Source organism: Citrobacter sp. TBCS-15 (assembly GCF_005280815.1).
In the GTDB taxonomy this organism is placed as follows: Bacteria; Pseudomonadota; Gammaproteobacteria; order Enterobacterales; family Enterobacteriaceae; genus Citrobacter; species Citrobacter werkmanii.
Genome location: NZ_SZWK01000102.1, coordinates 757,834 through 774,543, shown reverse-complemented (window position 1 = coordinate 774,543; position 16,710 = coordinate 757,834). Strand labels below are relative to the sequence as shown.

General features: G+C 54.2%; 16 protein-coding genes. 12 read left to right on the top strand and 4 right to left on the bottom strand.

The features are described from left to right. Window position 1: 1 nt before the first annotated feature. Both flgM and flgA read right to left on the bottom strand, forming a co-directional pair. A complete protein-coding gene (gene flgM / locus FDW96_RS10550; RefSeq protein WP_042309206.1) occupies window positions 2-295 on the bottom strand; it encodes a flagellar biosynthesis anti-sigma factor FlgM in 294 nt (97 codons plus the stop codon). Window positions 296-388: 93 nt separating this feature from the next. Beyond that, the gene (gene flgA, locus FDW96_RS10545) at window positions 389-1,048 is read right to left on the bottom strand and encodes a flagellar basal body P-ring formation chaperone FlgA (RefSeq protein ID WP_042309340.1); all 660 of its coding nucleotides are present in this window, start codon (window positions 1,046-1,048) and stop codon (window positions 389-391) included. 157 nt (window positions 1,049-1,205) lie between these two features. On the opposite strand from flgA, the gene flgB reads away from it, so the two are divergent. The 11 genes from flgB to flgL all read left to right on the top strand — a co-directional run bounded on the left by flgB (window position 1,206) and on the right by flgL (window position 11,075). After that, window positions 1,206-1,622, top strand: a complete 417-nt coding sequence (gene flgB / locus FDW96_RS10540) for a flagellar basal body rod protein FlgB (RefSeq protein ID WP_038639692.1) — start codon at window positions 1,206-1,208, stop codon at window positions 1,620-1,622. Window positions 1,623-1,625: 3 nt separating this feature from the next. Next, window positions 1,626-2,030 (top strand): flagellar basal body rod protein FlgC, encoded by a 405-nt coding sequence (gene flgC / locus FDW96_RS10535; protein ID WP_006685091.1) that lies wholly within the window; start codon window positions 1,626-1,628, stop codon window positions 2,028-2,030. Between the two features lie 11 nt (window positions 2,031-2,041). Further along, on the top strand, window positions 2,042-2,740 hold the full coding sequence (gene flgD, locus FDW96_RS10530; RefSeq protein WP_042309204.1) for a flagellar hook assembly protein FlgD: 699 nt from the start codon (window positions 2,042-2,044) through the stop codon (window positions 2,738-2,740). Between the two features lie 26 nt (window positions 2,741-2,766). Further along, window positions 2,767-4,002: a flagellar hook protein FlgE gene (flgE, locus tag FDW96_RS10525; protein WP_042309201.1), complete on the top strand. Its 1,236-nt coding sequence runs from the start codon at window positions 2,767-2,769 to the stop codon at window positions 4,000-4,002. Between the two features lie 20 nt (window positions 4,003-4,022). Beyond that, window positions 4,023-4,778, top strand: a complete 756-nt coding sequence (locus FDW96_RS10520) for a flagellar basal body rod protein FlgF (RefSeq protein WP_038639704.1) — start codon at window positions 4,023-4,025, stop codon at window positions 4,776-4,778. A 13-nt stretch (window positions 4,779-4,791) separates the two neighbouring features. Continuing rightward, window positions 4,792-5,574 (top strand): flagellar basal-body rod protein FlgG, encoded by a 783-nt coding sequence (gene flgG, locus FDW96_RS10515; RefSeq protein WP_137365652.1) that lies wholly within the window; start codon window positions 4,792-4,794, stop codon window positions 5,572-5,574. Window positions 5,575-5,631: 57 nt separating this feature from the next. Continuing rightward, on the top strand, window positions 5,632-6,330 hold the full coding sequence (flgH, locus tag FDW96_RS10510; protein WP_016152630.1) for a flagellar basal body L-ring protein FlgH: 699 nt from the start codon (window positions 5,632-5,634) through the stop codon (window positions 6,328-6,330). A 33-nt stretch (window positions 6,331-6,363) separates the two neighbouring features. Continuing rightward, window positions 6,364-7,440, top strand: coding sequence for a flagellar basal body P-ring protein FlgI (locus FDW96_RS10505; RefSeq protein WP_087857787.1), 1,077 nt, complete (start codon window positions 6,364-6,366; stop codon window positions 7,438-7,440). After that, complete coding sequence (gene flgJ, locus FDW96_RS10500) at window positions 7,440-8,390, top strand: flagellar assembly peptidoglycan hydrolase FlgJ (protein ID WP_137350377.1); 951 nt, start codon at window positions 7,440-7,442, stop codon at window positions 8,388-8,390. Before FDW96_RS10505 ends, flgJ begins: the two co-directional genes overlap by 1 nt. 64 nt (window positions 8,391-8,454) lie before the next feature. After that, complete coding sequence (gene flgK, locus FDW96_RS10495) at window positions 8,455-10,107, top strand: flagellar hook-associated protein FlgK (RefSeq protein ID WP_042309197.1); 1,653 nt, start codon at window positions 8,455-8,457, stop codon at window positions 10,105-10,107. Between the two features lie 14 nt (window positions 10,108-10,121). After that, window positions 10,122-11,075 carry a flagellar hook-associated protein FlgL gene (gene flgL / locus FDW96_RS10490; RefSeq protein WP_061381769.1) on the top strand — a complete coding sequence of 318 codons (954 nt, stop codon included), beginning with the start codon at window positions 10,122-10,124 and terminating at the stop codon, window positions 11,073-11,075. Window positions 11,076-11,152: 77 nt separating this feature from the next. Here the strand turns inward: flgL and FDW96_RS10485 are convergent, their stop codons facing one another. Continuing rightward, window positions 11,153-12,352 carry an MFS transporter gene (locus FDW96_RS10485; RefSeq protein WP_061381768.1) on the bottom strand — a complete coding sequence of 400 codons (1,200 nt, stop codon included), beginning with the start codon at window positions 12,350-12,352 and terminating at the stop codon, window positions 11,153-11,155. A 110-nt stretch (window positions 12,353-12,462) separates the two neighbouring features. Here FDW96_RS10485 and FDW96_RS10480 point away from each other — a divergent pair, with 110 nt between their 5' ends. Continuing rightward, complete coding sequence (locus tag FDW96_RS10480; RefSeq protein ID WP_038639724.1) at window positions 12,463-13,398, top strand: LysR family transcriptional regulator; 936 nt, start codon at window positions 12,463-12,465, stop codon at window positions 13,396-13,398. A gap of 40 nt (window positions 13,399-13,438) precedes the next feature. On the opposite strand, the gene rne is transcribed toward FDW96_RS10480, so the two are convergent. Continuing rightward, window positions 13,439-16,666, bottom strand: coding sequence for a ribonuclease E (gene rne, locus FDW96_RS10475; RefSeq protein ID WP_137365651.1), 3,228 nt, complete (start codon window positions 16,664-16,666; stop codon window positions 13,439-13,441). Between the last annotated feature and the right edge of the window lie 44 nt (window positions 16,667-16,710).

The window sequence follows — 16,710 nt, the reverse complement described above, 5'->3', positions numbered from 1 at the left end:
TTTATTTACTCTGTAAGTAGCTCTGCGCCTCGCGGATCAGCGAGTCGGCAATTTTTCCAGTGTCCATCTTCAGCTCACCGTTACGGATCGCAGTTTTCAATGCTTCGACGCGTTCCATATTGATGTCATTGGTGCCGGGCTGCATCAGTTTGGCCTGGGCGTCGCTCAGCATGACGCTGGTGCTGTTTGTCGCGGTGGTTTTTTCCTTCCGCGCTTTTTGTACCGGCGCATCGCTGGTTTCACGTGGCTGAACGGTACTGACTGGCTTCAATGGTGAGGTACGATCAATGCTCATTTTGTTTATCCTCATCGAGGGGTTACGCTATAGCGGCCCGCTGTAATCATTGGTTGTTTATCTATCGGCACACGCTAAAAAATCTTTAACCTATTATAGGTTAATAAGAATATTCCCATCAGAATCGACGATGCCGCTCACCACCTGGCCTGAAATCATCCGCACTCGCGCATTCTGTGCGACGGCGGCATTGTTCAGTGCTTTACCTTCGGCATTCACCCGAAAACCATCGCCGTTGGCGATAACCAGTACGCGTTGACCGGCTTTGATCCGCCAGGCCTGGCGCAACATTGAAAGCTGTATCGGCTGACCTGGAACCAGATCGCGTAGACTCACCGCGTCCTGCACCTGATTCAAATCTAACACGGCGCGCGGCGGCAGTTGGTCCAGCCGACCTCGCTTTAACGTCACGCTGGCCGAGGTTAGCGCGCTGCCCCGAGCGACGGGCGCGGCGGCAACCACATAGTTTCCCGTGGCCTGCACATTCACCTGCAGATAACGTTTCTCGTTGGCGCAGCGGGCCAGCACGTTCACATTCCCCCACAGTTTCGCGTTGCCTGACACGCTTAATGCGGGTTGTTCGCAACTGGGCAATAGGTTAGGCGACGTACGGATAGTGACGACCACCTCATCGCTAAATCCGGCCAGACGTTGGGAAAACCATGTCGTCAGCTGTGAATTCAGGTCTTGCGCCAGCGTCATAGGGCTGAACAGCAGTGCTGCCACAACTATTCCACGTTTAAACGTTTGCATCAAAACCTCGCGCTTTTTCAGGTAGTGGCAGGATTTTACCTGTGTGACGCAGTCATCAACGCAACAAATAGCGACGCATTTTGCGTTTATTCCGGCGATAACGCGCGCGTAATGGGATTTAAGCTGTCGGCTGAATTTTGTCATTTGCGGAGGAGATATGCTCGATAAGCTCGACGCCGCCTTACGTTTTCAACAGGAAGCGCTGAATTTGCGCGCCCAGCGCCAGGAAATATTGGCGGCCAACATTGCCAATGCCGACACGCCGGGGTATCAGGCGCGCGATCTGGATTTCGCCAGTGAATTGAAAAAAGTCATGGTGCGTGGACGGGAACAAACCGGCGGCGTCTCGTTGACGCTGACCTCTGCACAACATATTCCGGCCCAAACCGCTTCTGCTCCCGCTACGGAATTGCTCTATCGCATTCCTGACCAGCCGTCTCTGGATGGCAATACGGTGGATATGGACCGGGAGCGTACGCAATTTGCCGACAATAGCCTCAAATATCAAATGGGGCTGACCGCGCTGGGTGGACAAATCAAAGGCATGATGAACGTGCTGCAAGGAGGGAACTAATTCGTGGCGCTGTTAAATATTTTTGATATCGCAGGCTCTGCGCTGACGGCGCAGTCTAAGCGTCTGAACGTGGCGGCCAGCAACATGGCGAATGCGGATAGCGTCACCGGACCCGATGGCCAGCCGTATCGCGCCAAGCAGGTTGTTTTTCAGGTTGATGCCGCGCCAGGTGCAGCTACAGGCGGCGTAAAAGTGGCTGACGTTATTGAAAGCCAGGCGCCGGATAAGCTGGTCTATGAGCCGGGTAACCCGCTGGCCGATGCGAACGGCTACGTAAAAATGCCGAATGTGGACGTCGTCGGCGAGATGGTTAACACCATGTCAGCCTCGCGTAGCTACCAGGCAAACGTCGAAGTGCTCAACACCGTGAAAAGCTTGATGCTCAAAACGCTTACGTTAGGCCAGTAAAGGAGGCGCATATGTCTATTGCTGTAACCATGAATGACCCGAGCAATACAGGCGTTAAAGCCGCCACCGGGAATAGCTCCCTGACGGGCAGTAATGCCGCTGACCTGCAAAGCAGTTTTCTGACGCTGCTGGTCGCACAGTTGAAAAACCAGGACCCAACCAATCCGCTGCAAAACAACGAACTGACCACCCAACTGGCGCAAATCAGTACCGTAAGTGGGATTGAGAAACTGAACACCACGCTGGGGTCTATTTCCGGGCAGATCGATAACAGTCAGTCGCTGCAGGCCAGTACGCTGATTGGCCATGGTGTCATGATCCCCGGCACCACCATCCTGACCGGTAAAGGTACGGAAGAGGGTGCGAAAACGACCACGACGCCGTTTGGCGTTGAGCTGCAACAGCCGGCAGATAAGGTCACCGCAACGATTACCGATAAAGACGGCAAAGTGATACGCACTATTGATATCGGCGGCTTGAAAGCCGGTGTTCATACCTTTACCTGGGACGGCACCATGACCGATGGCACGGATGCGCCAAGCGGTTCTTATAACGTCTCAATTGCTGCCAGCAATGGCGGAACGCAACTGGTGGCGCAGCCGCTTCAGTTTGCGCTGGTGCAGGGTGTTATTCGCAGTAACGGCGGTAATACGCTGGACCTGGGCACCTATGGAACCACCACCCTCGACGAAGTACGGCAAATAATCTAAGCCCACACACTTATCAGGAGTAAGTCATGGCCTTTTCTCAAGCGGTCAGCGGTCTGAACGCTGCAGCGACCAACCTCGATGTCATTGGTAATAACATCGCCAACTCCGCTACCTACGGTTTTAAATCTGGTACGGCTTCTTTTGCCGATATGTTCGCCGGTTCTAAAGTGGGACTGGGGGTTAAAGTTGCGGGTATTACCCAGGATTTTACCGATGGTACTACCACCAACACCGGACGCGGACTGGATGTGGCTATCAGCCAGAACGGATTTTTCCGCATGGTAGACAGCAACGGCTCTGTATTCTACAGCCGTAACGGTCAGTTCAAGCTCGATGAAAACCGCAATATCGTCAACATGCAGGGGCTGCAACTGACAGGTTATCCTGCTACCGGTACACCGCCGACAATACAGCAAGGTGCTAACCCGGCGCCGATCACTATTCCGAATACGCTGATGGCGGCGAAAACCACGACTACCGCGTCAATGCAGATCAACCTGAATTCCACTGACAAGGTGCCAACCAAAACTCCGTTTAGTCCAAGCGACGCGGACTCCTACAACAAAAAAGGCACCGTTACCGTTTTCGATAGCCAGGGTAACGCCCATGACATGAACATTTTTTATGTCAAAAACGCAGAGAGCAACACCTGGGAAATTCATACTCAGGATGCTTCAACTGGCGAAGCTGCAAAACCAGCCGGGTTTATGAAGTTTAACAACAATGGTGCGTTTTTAGGGATTAGCGCCACGGCAACTGGTACGCCAGGAGCAACGGACATCAACATCGAAACAGGGCAGATTAACGGTGCAGATACCGCAAAATTCTCCCTGAGCTTCCTGAACTCCATGCAGCAGAACACCGGCGCCAACAACATCGTCGCCACGAATCAGAACGGCTACAAGCCGGGCGATCTGGTCAGCTATCAGATTAACAATGACGGTACCGTGGTCGGTAATTACTCCAACGAACAGCAACAGGTACTGGGCCAGATCGTGCTGGCAAACTTTGCCAACAACGAGGGGCTGGCGTCTCAGGGCGACAACGTCTGGGCTGCTACACAGGCTTCTGGCGTGGCGCTGCTGGGTACCGCAGGCGAAGGTAACTTCGGCAAACTGACCAACGGTGCGCTGGAAGCATCAAACGTGGATTTGAGTAAAGAACTGGTGAATATGATCGTCGCTCAGCGTAACTATCAGTCGAACGCGCAGACTATCAAAACCCAGGATCAGATCCTCAACACGCTGGTCAACCTGCGCTAAGCGCCTGACGGGATGGCTTAATGGATCACGCAATTTATACCGCTATGGGCGCGGCCAGTCAGACGCTGAATCAACAGGCGGTGACGGCCAGCAACCTGGCAAACGCCTCCACGCCAGGGTTTCGTGCGCAGCTCAATGCGCTGCGTGCGGTTCCTGTAGAAGGATTGTCTTTACCGACGCGTACGCTGGTAGTGGCCTCCACGCCAGGGGCCGACATGACGCCGGGCCAGATGGACTATACCTCCCGCCCGCTGGACGTGGCGCTGCAACAAGATGGCTGGTTGGCTGTGCAAACCGCGGACGGTAGCGAAGGGTATACCCGTAATGGTGCCATTCAGGTAAGCCCTACGGGTGAACTGACTATTCAGGGGCATCCGGTAATCGGTGAAGCCGGGCCGATAGCCGTACCGGAAGGTTCCGAAGTCACCATTGCGGCTGACGGGACGATCTCGGCGCTTAACCCTGGCGATCCGGCCAATACGGTTGCGCCTGTTGGGCGTTTGAAACTGGTCAAGGCGACGGGGAATGAAGTGCAACGTGGTGATGACGGTATGTTTCGTCTGACCCAGGCCGCGCAGGCTACCCGTGGTGCGACGTTACAGGCCGACCCCAGCATTCGCGTTATGTCGGGCGTGCTGGAAGGCAGTAACGTTAAGCCGGTTGCCGCGATGAGCGACATGATCGCCAACGCTCGCCGTTTCGAAATGCAAATGAAGATTATCAGTAGCGTGGATGATAACGCGGGCCGCGCCAACCAACTGCTGTCGATGAGTTAACACAGGACATTTTATGATCAGTTCATTATGGATCGCCAAAACCGGCCTGGATGCGCAGCAAACCAACATGGATGTGATTGCCAACAACCTGGCAAACGTCAGCACCAACGGATTTAAGCGCCAACGTGCGGTGTTTGAAGATCTGTTGTATCAGACGATTCGCCAGCCTGGCGCCCAGTCTTCTGAACAAACCACACTGCCTTCCGGTTTGCAGATTGGTACCGGTGTGCGTCCGGTGGCAACCGAGCGTTTACACAGCCAGGGTAACCTGTCGCAAACCAATAACAGTAAAGATGTGGCGATTAAAGGCCAGGGCTTTTTCCAGGTCATGCTGCCTGATGGTACGTCAGCTTATACCCGTGACGGTTCTTTCCAGGTGGATCAGAACGGTCAACTGGTGACCGCGGGTGGTTTTCAGGTTCAGCCTGTCATCACTATCCCGGCTAACGCGCTCAGCATCACCATTGGACGTGACGGGATAGTCAGTGTGACCCAACAGGGTCAGGCTGCGCCTGTTCAGGTCGGGCAGCTTAACCTGACCACCTTTATGAACGACACCGGCCTGGAAAGTATTGGTGAGAATCTGTACACCGAAACGCAGTCATCCGGCGCGCCAAATGAGAGTACACCGGGGCTGAACGGCGCGGGTCTGCTGTACCAGGGGTATGTTGAAACCTCTAACGTCAACGTGGCGGAAGAGCTGGTAAACATGATCCAGGTTCAGCGCGCTTACGAAATCAACAGTAAAGCGGTATCGACTACCGATCAGATGCTGCAAAAACTGACGCAACTCTAAAGTGGGGTCCGGTGGGGTGAGAGCCTCACCGGCACACGGATTTTGAAGATGACCGCAATGCGAAAATACGCGCTTCACCCATACCCAATTTTAGCCCTGCTGGTGGTTTCACTGACAGGGTGCGCCTGGATCCCAGCCACGCCGCTCGTGCAGGGCGCGACGTCTGCTCAACCCGTTCCAGGCCCGACGCCGGTGGCGAATGGCTCAATCTTCCAGTCGGCGCAGCCGATTAACTACGGTTATCAGCCGCTCTTCGAAGACCGCCGTCCGCGCAATATTGGCGATACGCTGACCATCGTATTGCAGGAAAACGTCAGCGCGAGCAAAAGTTCCTCAGCAAACGCCAGCCGCGACGGCAAGACCAACTTTGGTTTTGATACCGTACCGCGCTACCTGCAAGGGCTGTTTGGTAACGAACGTGCCGACGTAGAAGCCTCCGGTGGGAACACCTTTAACGGTAAAGGCGGCGCGAACGCCAGCAATACCTTCAGCGGTACGTTGACCGTGACGGTCGATCAGGTACTGGTGAATGGCAATTTACATGTCGTGGGTGAAAAACAGATCGCCATTAATCAGGGCACTGAGTTCATTCGCTTCTCCGGGGTTGTTAACCCACGCACCATCAGTGGCAGCAACTCCGTACCGTCAACTCAGGTTGCGGATGCGCGTATTGAGTACGTCGGCAACGGCTACATCAATGAAGCGCAAAATATGGGCTGGTTGCAGCGTTTCTTCCTTAACTTGTCGCCGATGTAAGCGAGGTACCTGGTGTTTAAATCTCTTGTTGGAATGGTACTGGTACTGGCAACCGCCTTTGCGCATGCCGACCGTATTCGTGACCTGACCAGCGTGCAGGGCGTGCGGGAAAACTCGTTGATAGGTTACGGGCTGGTGGTCGGGCTGGATGGTACTGGTGACCAGACCACACAGACGCCGTTTACGACGCAAACGCTCAATAACATGCTGTCGCAGTTGGGGATCACCGTACCAACCGGCACCAATATGCAGCTGAAAAACGTGGCGGCGGTGATGGTTACCGCGCAGTTCCCAGCTTTTGGTCGCCAGGGGCAAACCATTGACGTGGTGGTCTCTTCCATGGGTAACGCCAAAAGCCTGCGCGGCGGCACGCTGCTGATGACCCCGCTGAAAGGGGTCGATAGTCAGGTATATGCCTTGGCGCAGGGGAATATTCTGGTTGGCGGTGCGGGCGCGGCTGCGGGTGGCAGTAGCGTGCAGGTTAACCAGCTCAATGGTGGACGCATCACCAATGGCGCGACCATCGAACGTGAGTTGCCCAGCCAGTTCGGCGGTGGCAACACCATTAATCTGCAGCTCAATAATGAAGATTTTACTATGGCGCAGCAGATCACCGACACAATCAACCGCTCGCGTGGCTTTGGTAGTGCAACGGCGCTGGATGCCCGGACCATACAAGTGCGTGTGCCAAGCGGCAACAGTTCGCAGGTACGTTTCCTTGCCGACATCCAGAATATGGAGGTGAACGTCACGCCGCAGGACGCGAAAGTCATTATCAACTCGCGTACGGGATCTGTGGTCATGAACCGTGAAGTCACGCTGGATAGCTGTGCCGTGGCGCAGGGTAACTTGTCGATTACGGTAAACCGCCAGGCAAACGTCAGCCAGCCGGATACGCCGTTTGGCGGCGGACAGACCGTGGTGACGCCACAAACGCAGATCGATCTGCGCCAGAGCGGCGGCTCGCTGCAAAGCGTACGTTCCAGCGCCAATCTGAACAACGTCGTGCGCGCGCTGAATGCGCTGGGGGCGACGCCGATGGATCTGATGTCCATTCTGCAATCGATGCAGAGCGCGGGTTGCTTACGCGCCAAACTGGAAATCATCTGATGATTGGTGACAGCAAACTGCTGACCAGCGCCGCCTGGGATGCGCAAGCACTGAACGAACTGAAAGCGAAAGCGGGTCAGGATCCGGCGGCGAATATTCGCCCCGTGGCCCGTCAGGTTGAAGGGATGTTCGTACAGATGATGCTGAAAAGCATGCGTGAAGCGTTGCCGAAAGATGGCGTGTTTAGCAGCGATTCAACGCGTTTGTATACCAGCATGTATGACCAACAAATTGCGCAGCAGATGACCGCAGGTAAAGGTCTGGGACTGGCTGAAATGATGGTTAAGCAGATGACGCAAGGGCAAGCGCAACCTGCTGATGATGTGCCACAGGTGCCGATGAAGTTCCCGCTGGAAACGGTGACCAGTTATCAAAACCAGGCGCTGACGCAACTGGTACGCAAAGCCATCCCGAGGGCGACGGAAAGTAATGATGAGCCGCTATCGGGCGACAGTAAAGACTTCCTCGCTCAGCTGTCGCTGCCGGCAAAACTGGCGAGTCAGCAAAGCGGCGTTCCGCATCATCTGATTCTGGCGCAGGCGGCGCTGGAGTCCGGATGGGGCCAGCGGCAAATTCGCCGGGAAAACGGCGAACCGAGCTTCAACATTTTTGGCGTGAAGGCTTCGGGAAGCTGGAAGGGACCAACGACCGAAATCACCACCACCGAATATGAAAACGGCGAGGCGAAAAAGGTGAAAGCCAGATTCCGCGTCTATAGCTCTTACCTTGAGGCGCTGTCGGATTATGTCGGGCTGATTTCCCGTAACCCGCGCTATGCGGCGGTGACCGCAGCCGCAACCGCTGAGCAAGGGGCGCAGGCCCTGCAAAATGCCGGTTACGCTACCGACCCTAACTATGCGAAGAAATTAACCAGCATGATCCAGCAGTTGAAATCGATGAGTGAAAAGGTGAGCAAAACTTACAGCACCAACATCGATAATCTCTTTTAAATAGCTCAAGTCTACCGATCTGCTGCCGATAATAACGAGTATTGAAGGATTACAAGGAACCTCCATGTCCAGCTTGATTAATAACGCGATGAGTGGACTCAGCGCAGCGCAGGCCGCGTTGAACACTGCCAGTAATAACATCTCCAGCTATAACGTCGCCGGATATACACGGCAAACGACAATTATGGCGCAAGCGAACAGCACGCTGGGTGCGGGGGGCTGGGTAGGCAATGGCGTCTATGTTTCTGGCGTACAGCGCGAGTATGACTCGTTTATCACCAATCAGCTACGGGCAGCGCAAAACCAGAGCAGCGGTCTGACGACGCGTTATGAGCAAATGTCGAAAATCGACAACCTGCTGTCCAGCAAAACCAGTTCGATTTCAACCTCAATGCAGGATTTTTTTACCAGTCTGCAAACTCTGGTCAGTAATGCTGAAGACCCGGCGGCACGCCAGGCGCTGATTGGTAAAGCTGATGGTTTGGTTAATCAGTTTAAAACGACCGATCAGTATCTGCGTGATCAGGATAAGCAGGTTAATACCGCTATCAAAGCCAGCGTCGATCAGATCAACAACTACGCTAAACAAATCGCCAGCCTTAACGACCAGATTTCTCGTATGACTGGTGTCGGGGCTGGCGCATCCCCTAATGATTTGCTCGATCAGCGCGACCAACTGGTCAGTGAACTGAACCAGATTGTCGGCGTGGAAGTCAGCGTTCAGGACGGCGGCACTTACAACGTAACCATGGCGAATGGTTATTCACTGGTACAGGGCAGCAATGCGCGCCAACTGGCGGCAGTGCCCTCCAGTGACGATCCTTCGCGTACCACCGTTGCGTATGTAGATGGCGTTGCCGGAGCGGTTGAGATCCCTGAGAAATTGCTGAATACCGGTTCATTGGGTGGACTGCTCACCTTCCGTTCGCAGGAGCTGGATCAAACGCGTAACACGCTGGGCCAACTGGCGCTGGCATTTGCCGATGCGTTTAACACCCAGCATAAAGCAGGTTTTGATGCCAACGGCGATAAGGGCGAGAATTTCTTCGATATCGGCAGCCCGGTAGTGCTCAGCAACACGAAGAATAAAGGGACTGGTTCGCTTGATGTCAAAATGACGGACAGCTCTGCCGTGCAGGCAACAGATTATAAAATTGTGTTTGATGGCAAAGACTGGCAGGTGACTCGACTTGCCGACAACACCAGTTTTAAAGCCACCGTCACCGGTGGGAAAATGTCTTTTGACGGGATGGAGATCACCGTTAATGCTGGTGCGAAAGCGAATGACAGTTTCACCGTGAAACCGGTGAGCGACGCCATTATAGAAATGAAAGTCAAGGTGACAGACGAGTCGAAAATCGCCATGGCGTCAGAGAAAAATACGGATCCTACTGCAGATACAGGTGCAAGCGATAACCGTAACGGTCAGAAACTGCTGGATCTGCAAACCAAAGAAACTGTTGGTAATAAAACCTTTAACGACGCTTACGCCACCCTGGTGAGCGACGTGGGCAACAAAACGGCGACGCTGAAGACCAGCAGTACCACGCAAAACAATGTGGTCAAGCAACTTTATAACCAGCAACAGTCGATTTCCGGGGTAAACCTCGACGAAGAATACGGTAATTTGCAGCGTTATCAGCAGTATTACCTGGCTAACGCACAGGTATTGCAAACTGCGAATGCGTTGTTTGATGCATTGATTAACATTCGCTAAGGGAGAGGGACACAATGCGTATCAGCACCCAGATGATGTACCAGCAGAATATGCGTGGCATCACTAACTCTCAGGCTGAATGGATGAAGTTCGGCGAGCAGATGTCGACCGGCAAACGCGTGATCAGCCCGTCTGACGATCCGATTGCCGCCTCGCAGGCCGTCGTGCTTTCTCAGGCTCAGGCGCAGAACAGCCAGTATACGCTGGCGCGCACATTCGCTACGCAGAAAGTCTCGCTGGAAGAGAACGTACTGAGCCAGGTAACAACGGCTATTCAGGCTGCGCAGGAGAAAATTGTTTATGCCGGGAATGGTACATTAAGTGATGATGACCGTGCATCGTTGGCCACTGATTTGCAGGGGATCCGCGATCAGCTGATGAACCTGGCGAACAGCACCGATGGCAATGGTCGCTATATTTTTGGTGGCTACAAAACAGAATCCGCGCCGTTTGCGCAGGCTGATGGTTCCTACAGTGGCGGTACCACAAATGTGACCCAGCAGGTTGATGCTTCCCGTACCATGGTCATTGGTCACACGGGCGATAAAATCTTCGCCAACCTGACCAGCAACGCCGTACCGGAACCACCGGGTAGCACTCAGGAAAAGAACCTGTTCAAAATGCTGGATAGCGCGATTGCAGAGCTAAAAATTCCTATTGCGGGTGATGATGTGGCAAAGGAGAAAGCCGCAGCAGCTATCGATAAAACCAATCGTGGCCTGAAAAACTCACTGAATAACGTGCTTTCCGTTCGCGCAGAATTAGGTACCCAGCTTAGTGAATTAAGCTCGCTGGATTCATTGGGAGCCGATCGTGCGTTAGGGCAAACCCAACAGATGAGTAACCTGGTGGATGTCGACTGGAATGCGGCGATTTCGTCCTACGTCATGCAGCAGGCCGCACTTCAGGCTTCTTATAAAACATTTACCGACATGCAGGGAATGTCGTTATTCCAGCTTAATCGGTAATAACCCTTTTTGAACATATCTTGAAACTGGGTATGTTTGTCTGCCCGCTCCCTTAACACCCCGGAGCGGGCATTTTTTTAGGCTACCGTTGTTTTACTAATCGCCAGATTTCCCGTCAGTCTTATCACCAGCGCCAGCGCACCACTGATGGTTGCCAGCGTCACCACTCCTTCCCAGTTTGCCAGCGCATAGACCTGACTCCCGAGAACCGACCCCAGCGCCATACCAATGAACACCATAGTAAACAGCAGCGCATTCAGACGACCCCGGGCCTGAGGCTCCAGGCTATAAACCAGGTTCTGGTGGGCAACCAGGCTGGATTGCAATCCGAGATCAAAACCAACCGCCGAAAGAGCAATCAGCAGCCACTGCCCCTGTACTGGCAGGGCGGGTAACAAGAACATCAGTGCGAAAGAGACGGTTACCAGCAAAGCACCTAACTGCGTCACTTTTGCTGCGCCCACTTTATCGGCAAGATGACCTGCCAGCGGTGCAGCAAGCGCACCGGCGGCTCCCGCGATACCAAACGCGCCCGCCATAGCGCTACCCATGTGGTAATGTTCAGATAACATCACCGCCAGCGTGGACCAAAAAGCGCTAAAAGCTATGGACAGAAAGCCCTGTGCCAGCGCCGCGCGGCGCAATGCGGGATACCGTTGCCAGAGCTGCGCCATAGAGAGCATCAATGACGGATAGCTCAGTGTGGAATGGGCCGTAAAACGAGGCAGCGCCTTCCACATAATTACGGTAATCATGGCAATACTGGCGGCGGCAAGTTGGTACATCTCACGCCAGCCAAACGCTTCACCCACCAGTCCGCTGACGGTACGCGAGAGTAAAATCCCCAACAGCAGACCAGTCATCACCGTGCCCACCGTTTTTCCTTGTTTGCCTTCCGGCGCCAGAATAGCCGCCGCGGGAACGATATCCTGCGCCATCGTTGCCGCCATGCCCATCAACAGGCTCACTATTAGCAGTGAATGCAACTGCCCGGTAAAACTGCATGCCAGAAGCAGTACGGCAAGAGAGATACTTTTCAGCAGGATTAATGTCCGGCGGTCATAACGATCGCCCAATGGCAATAAAAACAAAATACCAAGCGCGTATCCCGCCTGGGTCAGCGTTGGAACCAGTCCCATGCCGGTGATACTTAAGTTCAGATCCTGACCCATTAAAGGCAGAAGGGGCTGGGCATAGTAGATAGCAGCGACACTGAATCCGGCACCTGATGCCAGAACGAAAATGACCCAACGGGAAAGTGCGGTGTGTGTGTTCACAAATGATTCCTCAATCACAGGATGTGCGGCTATTTTTATCCTTCTGCGGGTGGTGCGGTAGCGAGCGCAGTGGTAAAACAGTTATACGCCGGGCGTATGAAGAAACTGATATGATAAAAACTGAACGTATAGATAGGGTGGAGCTAATGCGCACGTTTGTGCGCATCGTTGAAGCAGGATCGCTTTCGGCAGCGGCAAAACAGATGGGAACAACGCAAGCGACCGTAAGCCGACGGTTACAATCCCTGGAAACTCTGCTGGGAGTGAAACTGATCATGCGTACCACGCATGCGATGAAATTAACCGACGATGGAGAGCGTGGTTACCAGCACGCCAAAAATATCATCGATGCCTGGCTGGCGCTGGAAGATGGACTTAATGTCACGGAAGATGAACCGGTGGGGACGTTGCGCGTACGAGCGCCGCATGCGTTTGGACAGCAACAGCTCCTTGAGCCGCTTTTGCAGTTTCTTTCACGCTATCCACAGTTATCGGTGGAGTGGATGCTTAACGACAAAACCGTTGATTTTCTCAGCGATAATATTGATTGCGCGATTCGGGTTGGTGCGGAAGTCGATCCGGCCACGGTTTCTGTTTTACTGGCTGAAGTTCCCCGTAGCATGGTGGCGAGTCCTGTATTGCTGGAGCAATATGGTGAAATTTCGCACCCTGAGCAGTTATCCGTGCTGCCGTGGATTGCAGTGAACACATTTTTTCAGCATAGCGTTTCGTTGCTACACCAGGCGCGTAATGAACCTGTCACGCTGACTATTTCACCCAGATTAAGTACTGACAGTATTTATGTGGCAAGAAATGCCGCGCTGGCCGGGCTGGGAGTGACGATTGTTTCAAGCTGGATGGTTGAAGAAGATATCGCCAACGGACGTTTAGTTATGCTGCTACCCGAGTGGCGGGCGGCATCGTTGCCGGTGCATCTGGTTTATCCCTGGGCGCGTTACTATCCGACACGGTTGCGCAAATTTTTAGCGTTAATGAAGGATGTCATGCCGCAATTAACCGGGATGAAACGCGTAGAGCCGATATAAAAAAGCCGACCCTAAGGTCGGCTTTGAGGTTGATTATGGCTTATTCAACCGGCTGCGGGCGTGTTGCTGGCGCAGTGGCCTGATGCGTGGCGCTGTGTCCACCCGCAGCGCCTTTACCTTCAAAGGCGAACGCCGGGCGCTGCCAGTCGCTGTGACGCGGCGCTTCTGGCACATATTCCGGCGCCGGAGCGCGGGTCATCGGCGCAGTCGCATGGCTGTGAAGGTGTTCGGCGTCAACGCTTGTTGCGACAACTTCAGCCTTAACGACCTCAGCTTCTGCAACCGGCGCGGCAACAACTTCCTGCGGCGCAGCGACTTCTTCCACAGTCGGCGCTACTTCCGCAACTTCTTCAACTACCTCCGGCTGTGAGACGACGATTTCCGCAGGCTCTTCAACCGCGACTTCAGCTACAGGTTCAGCTTCAGCGGCGATTTCTTCAGCTACAGGCGCGTCAGATTCAGCGATAATTTGCGGTTGTTCTTCAACCGGGGTCGCAATGACTTCCGGATGCGTGGTTTCAACAACGGCAATCTGAGGTTCCGTTACAACTTCCTCTGGCTGCACGGCTTCAACCGGCGCAGGAGTGTCCACAATGTGCTCAACGGCAGCCGCAGCAACCTGAGGCTCTACCGCGACAGAAGCAGTTTGCTCCTGGCGAATTTCCTGCTCGCGTTGGTCTTCAACTTGCTGATCCTGCGGACGAGCAACAGGGTAGCTGATCCATACTTTACCGGACGCTAATTCAGGAGAAGCACAGGCGACGGTCAGCGGCATTGGAGACTGAACCGGATAACGCTCGTCACGATAACGACGACGACGCTGTCCACTTACGCGCAGATGGCGAGGGGAACGGCGGGAACGACGCGGCATACCGTTGGAGTCACGCGCTTCGCTGTTGTCTTCCTGCTCAGGTGCGACAACGGCTGGCAGATCAACTTTCGCCAGTTCGGTACGCGAAGCCGGTACGGACTGCTCAACGGGTTGAGCGACAACGACCTCAGCTGCCACCGCGGCAGTTGCCACTTCGGCTTCAACCGCCGCGCTGTCCGTGTAACGAACTTTTTGGTTCAACTGACGCTGTTTACGACGAGTCTGAGGCTGACGTACGCGCTCTTCCTGCTCGGTATCCTGCGCTGGCTGTTCAGCCAGGTTCAGCTCTTTAACTTCCTGCTGCGCCTGACGCTTGTCATCGTTGCGGCGGCGGTTGCGCTCACGACGTGGAGTCTGCTGCTCATCACCTGATTTCGCTTTGTCTGCGACATCACTGGACTGCTGGCGATTATCGCGTGCTTCCGCATTTTGCTGCTGGGCCTGACGACGGTTACGACGATTGTCATCGCGGTTTTCGCCGTTTTCTGCACGTTCGTTACGGTTATCACGATCGCCACGGCTATCACGGTTATCACGACGATCGTTGCGATCGCGGCGATTATTTTGACGCGGTTTACGGCGGTCCTGCTGACGTTCCGTCTTCTCTTCAGCTTTCGGTGCGGGTTGTTCAACCGGCTTCGCTTCTTCGTTACCGCCGAAGATAGACTTCAGTGCGCTGAAGAAACGGCTAATCAAACCTGGCTGAGAGGCTGTTGCTGCGGTGGCGGCAGCAGCTTTAGGCGCGGCGGCTTTAACAACGGGCTCTTGCACGGTTGGAGCTGGCGGCACGTCTGGCATAGCAAAGGTCGCGAGTGCTGGTTGCTCTGGCTGCTTACGCTCGACATACTCTTGTTCTGACGGCAGCTCCATTGCTTCCTCGTGCAATTTCGGCAGCAAGTAGCTCAGGGTTGGCGTTTCTTCGCCTTTGCGGACGCGCAGCACGGAATAGTGCGGCGTTTCCATCTGATCGTTTGGCACGATCACACAGCGTACGCCATTCTGACGCGTTTCTATAGCGTTGACCGCAGTACGCTTTTCGTTGAGCAGATAAGAGGCAATCGGCACAGGAACGATCGCGTGAACTTCCTGGGTATTCTCTTTTAGCGCTTCTTCTTCAATCAGACGCAGAATAGACAGCGACAGCGATTCGTTATCACGTACGGTACCGGTGCCGGAGCAGCGCGGGCAGACGTGATGGCTGGATTCACCCAGCGACGGGCTCAGACGCTGACGGGACATTTCCAGCAGGCCGAAACGAGAAATATGGCTGATCTGAATACGCGCTCGGTCCTGACGCACGGCCTCACGGAGACGGTTTTCCACCGCACGCTGGTGGCGAACCGGTGTCATATCGATAAAGTCGATAACAATCAGGCCGCCGAGGTCGCGCAGACGCAGCTGACGAGCAATTTCATCGGCTGCTTCCAGGTTGGTGTTGAATGCGGTTTCTTCGATGTCGCCACCGCGCGTAGCGCGTGCGGAGTTGATATCGATAGCGGTAAGGGCTTCAGTGCTGTCGATGACGATGGAGCCGCCGGACGGCAGACGCACTTCGCGCTGGAACGCAGACTCAATCTGAGATTCAATTTGATAGTGGCTGAACAGCGGGATTTCACCGGTGTACAGTTTGATTTTGCTGCTGAAATCTGGACGACCCAGCGCGGCGATATGCTGACGCGCCATCTCCATGACTTTTGGGTTATCGATGAGAATTTCGCCGATATCCTGACGTAAATAGTCACGGAACGCGCGAACGATGACGTTGCTTTCCTGGTGGATCAGGAATGGAGCAGGGCGGCTGTCAGCGGCTTTTTGAATGGCTTCCCAGTGTTTCAGGCGGAAGCTCAGGTCCCACTGCAGCGCTTCGGCGGATTTGCCGACGCCTGCGGTACGCACGATAAGCCCCATGCCATCAGGCAATTCCAGGCTTGCCAGCGCTTCTTTTAATTCGGTACGATCGTCGCCTTCAATACGACGGGAGATGCCGCCCGCGCGCGGGTTGTTCGGCATCAGAACCAGATAACTACCCGCCAGGCTGATAAAGGTGGTCAGCGCAGCGCCTTTATTGCCGCGTTCTTCTTTATCGATCTGAACGATGACTTCCTGACCTTCACGCAACACATCTTTAATGTTGGGACGACCATGGGAGTTGTAGTTAGCGGGGAAGTATTCGCGGGCAATTTCTTTTAACGGAAGGAAACCGTGACGTTCAGCGCCGTAATCAACAAAAGCAGCTTCCAGACTCGGTTCAATACGGGTAATTTTACCTTTATAGATGTTGGCTTTTTTCTGTTCGTGTCCAGGACTTTCGATATCCAGATCGTACAGACGTTGCCCATCTACAAGGGCGACACGCAACTCTTCCTGCTGAGTCGCGTTAATTAACATTCTTTTCATCGTAACTTACTCATTATTCTTACATTGACGACTAAGCTGCGGGC

What these genes read in the sequence shown, in the direction of transcription:
- flgM (WP_042309206.1), bottom strand. Translation starts at nt 295, where the DNA reads ATGAGCATTGATCGTACCTCACCATTGAAGCCAGTCAGTACCGTTCAG.
- flgA (WP_042309340.1), bottom strand. Translation starts at nt 1,048, where the DNA reads ATGCAAACGTTTAAACGTGGAATAGTTGTGGCAGCACTGCTGTTCAGC.
- flgB (WP_038639692.1), top strand. Translation starts at nt 1,206, where the DNA reads ATGCTCGATAAGCTCGACGCCGCCTTACGTTTTCAACAGGAAGCGCTG.
- flgD (WP_042309204.1), top strand. Translation starts at nt 2,042, where the DNA reads ATGTCTATTGCTGTAACCATGAATGACCCGAGCAATACAGGCGTTAAA.
- flgE (WP_042309201.1), top strand. Translation starts at nt 2,767, where the DNA reads ATGGCCTTTTCTCAAGCGGTCAGCGGTCTGAACGCTGCAGCGACCAAC.
- FDW96_RS10520 (WP_038639704.1), top strand. Translation starts at nt 4,023, where the DNA reads ATGGATCACGCAATTTATACCGCTATGGGCGCGGCCAGTCAGACGCTG.
- flgG (WP_137365652.1), top strand. Translation starts at nt 4,792, where the DNA reads ATGATCAGTTCATTATGGATCGCCAAAACCGGCCTGGATGCGCAGCAA.
- flgH (WP_016152630.1), top strand. Translation starts at nt 5,632, where the DNA reads ATGCGAAAATACGCGCTTCACCCATACCCAATTTTAGCCCTGCTGGTG.
- FDW96_RS10505 (WP_087857787.1), top strand. Translation starts at nt 6,364, where the DNA reads ATGGTACTGGTACTGGCAACCGCCTTTGCGCATGCCGACCGTATTCGT.
- flgJ (WP_137350377.1), top strand. Translation starts at nt 7,440, where the DNA reads ATGATTGGTGACAGCAAACTGCTGACCAGCGCCGCCTGGGATGCGCAA.
- flgK (WP_042309197.1), top strand. Translation starts at nt 8,455, where the DNA reads ATGTCCAGCTTGATTAATAACGCGATGAGTGGACTCAGCGCAGCGCAG.
- flgL (WP_061381769.1), top strand. Translation starts at nt 10,122, where the DNA reads ATGCGTATCAGCACCCAGATGATGTACCAGCAGAATATGCGTGGCATC.
- FDW96_RS10480 (WP_038639724.1), top strand. Translation starts at nt 12,463, where the DNA reads ATGATAAAAACTGAACGTATAGATAGGGTGGAGCTAATGCGCACGTTT.
- rne (WP_137365651.1), bottom strand. Translation starts at nt 16,666, where the DNA reads ATGAAAAGAATGTTAATTAACGCGACTCAGCAGGAAGAGTTGCGTGTC.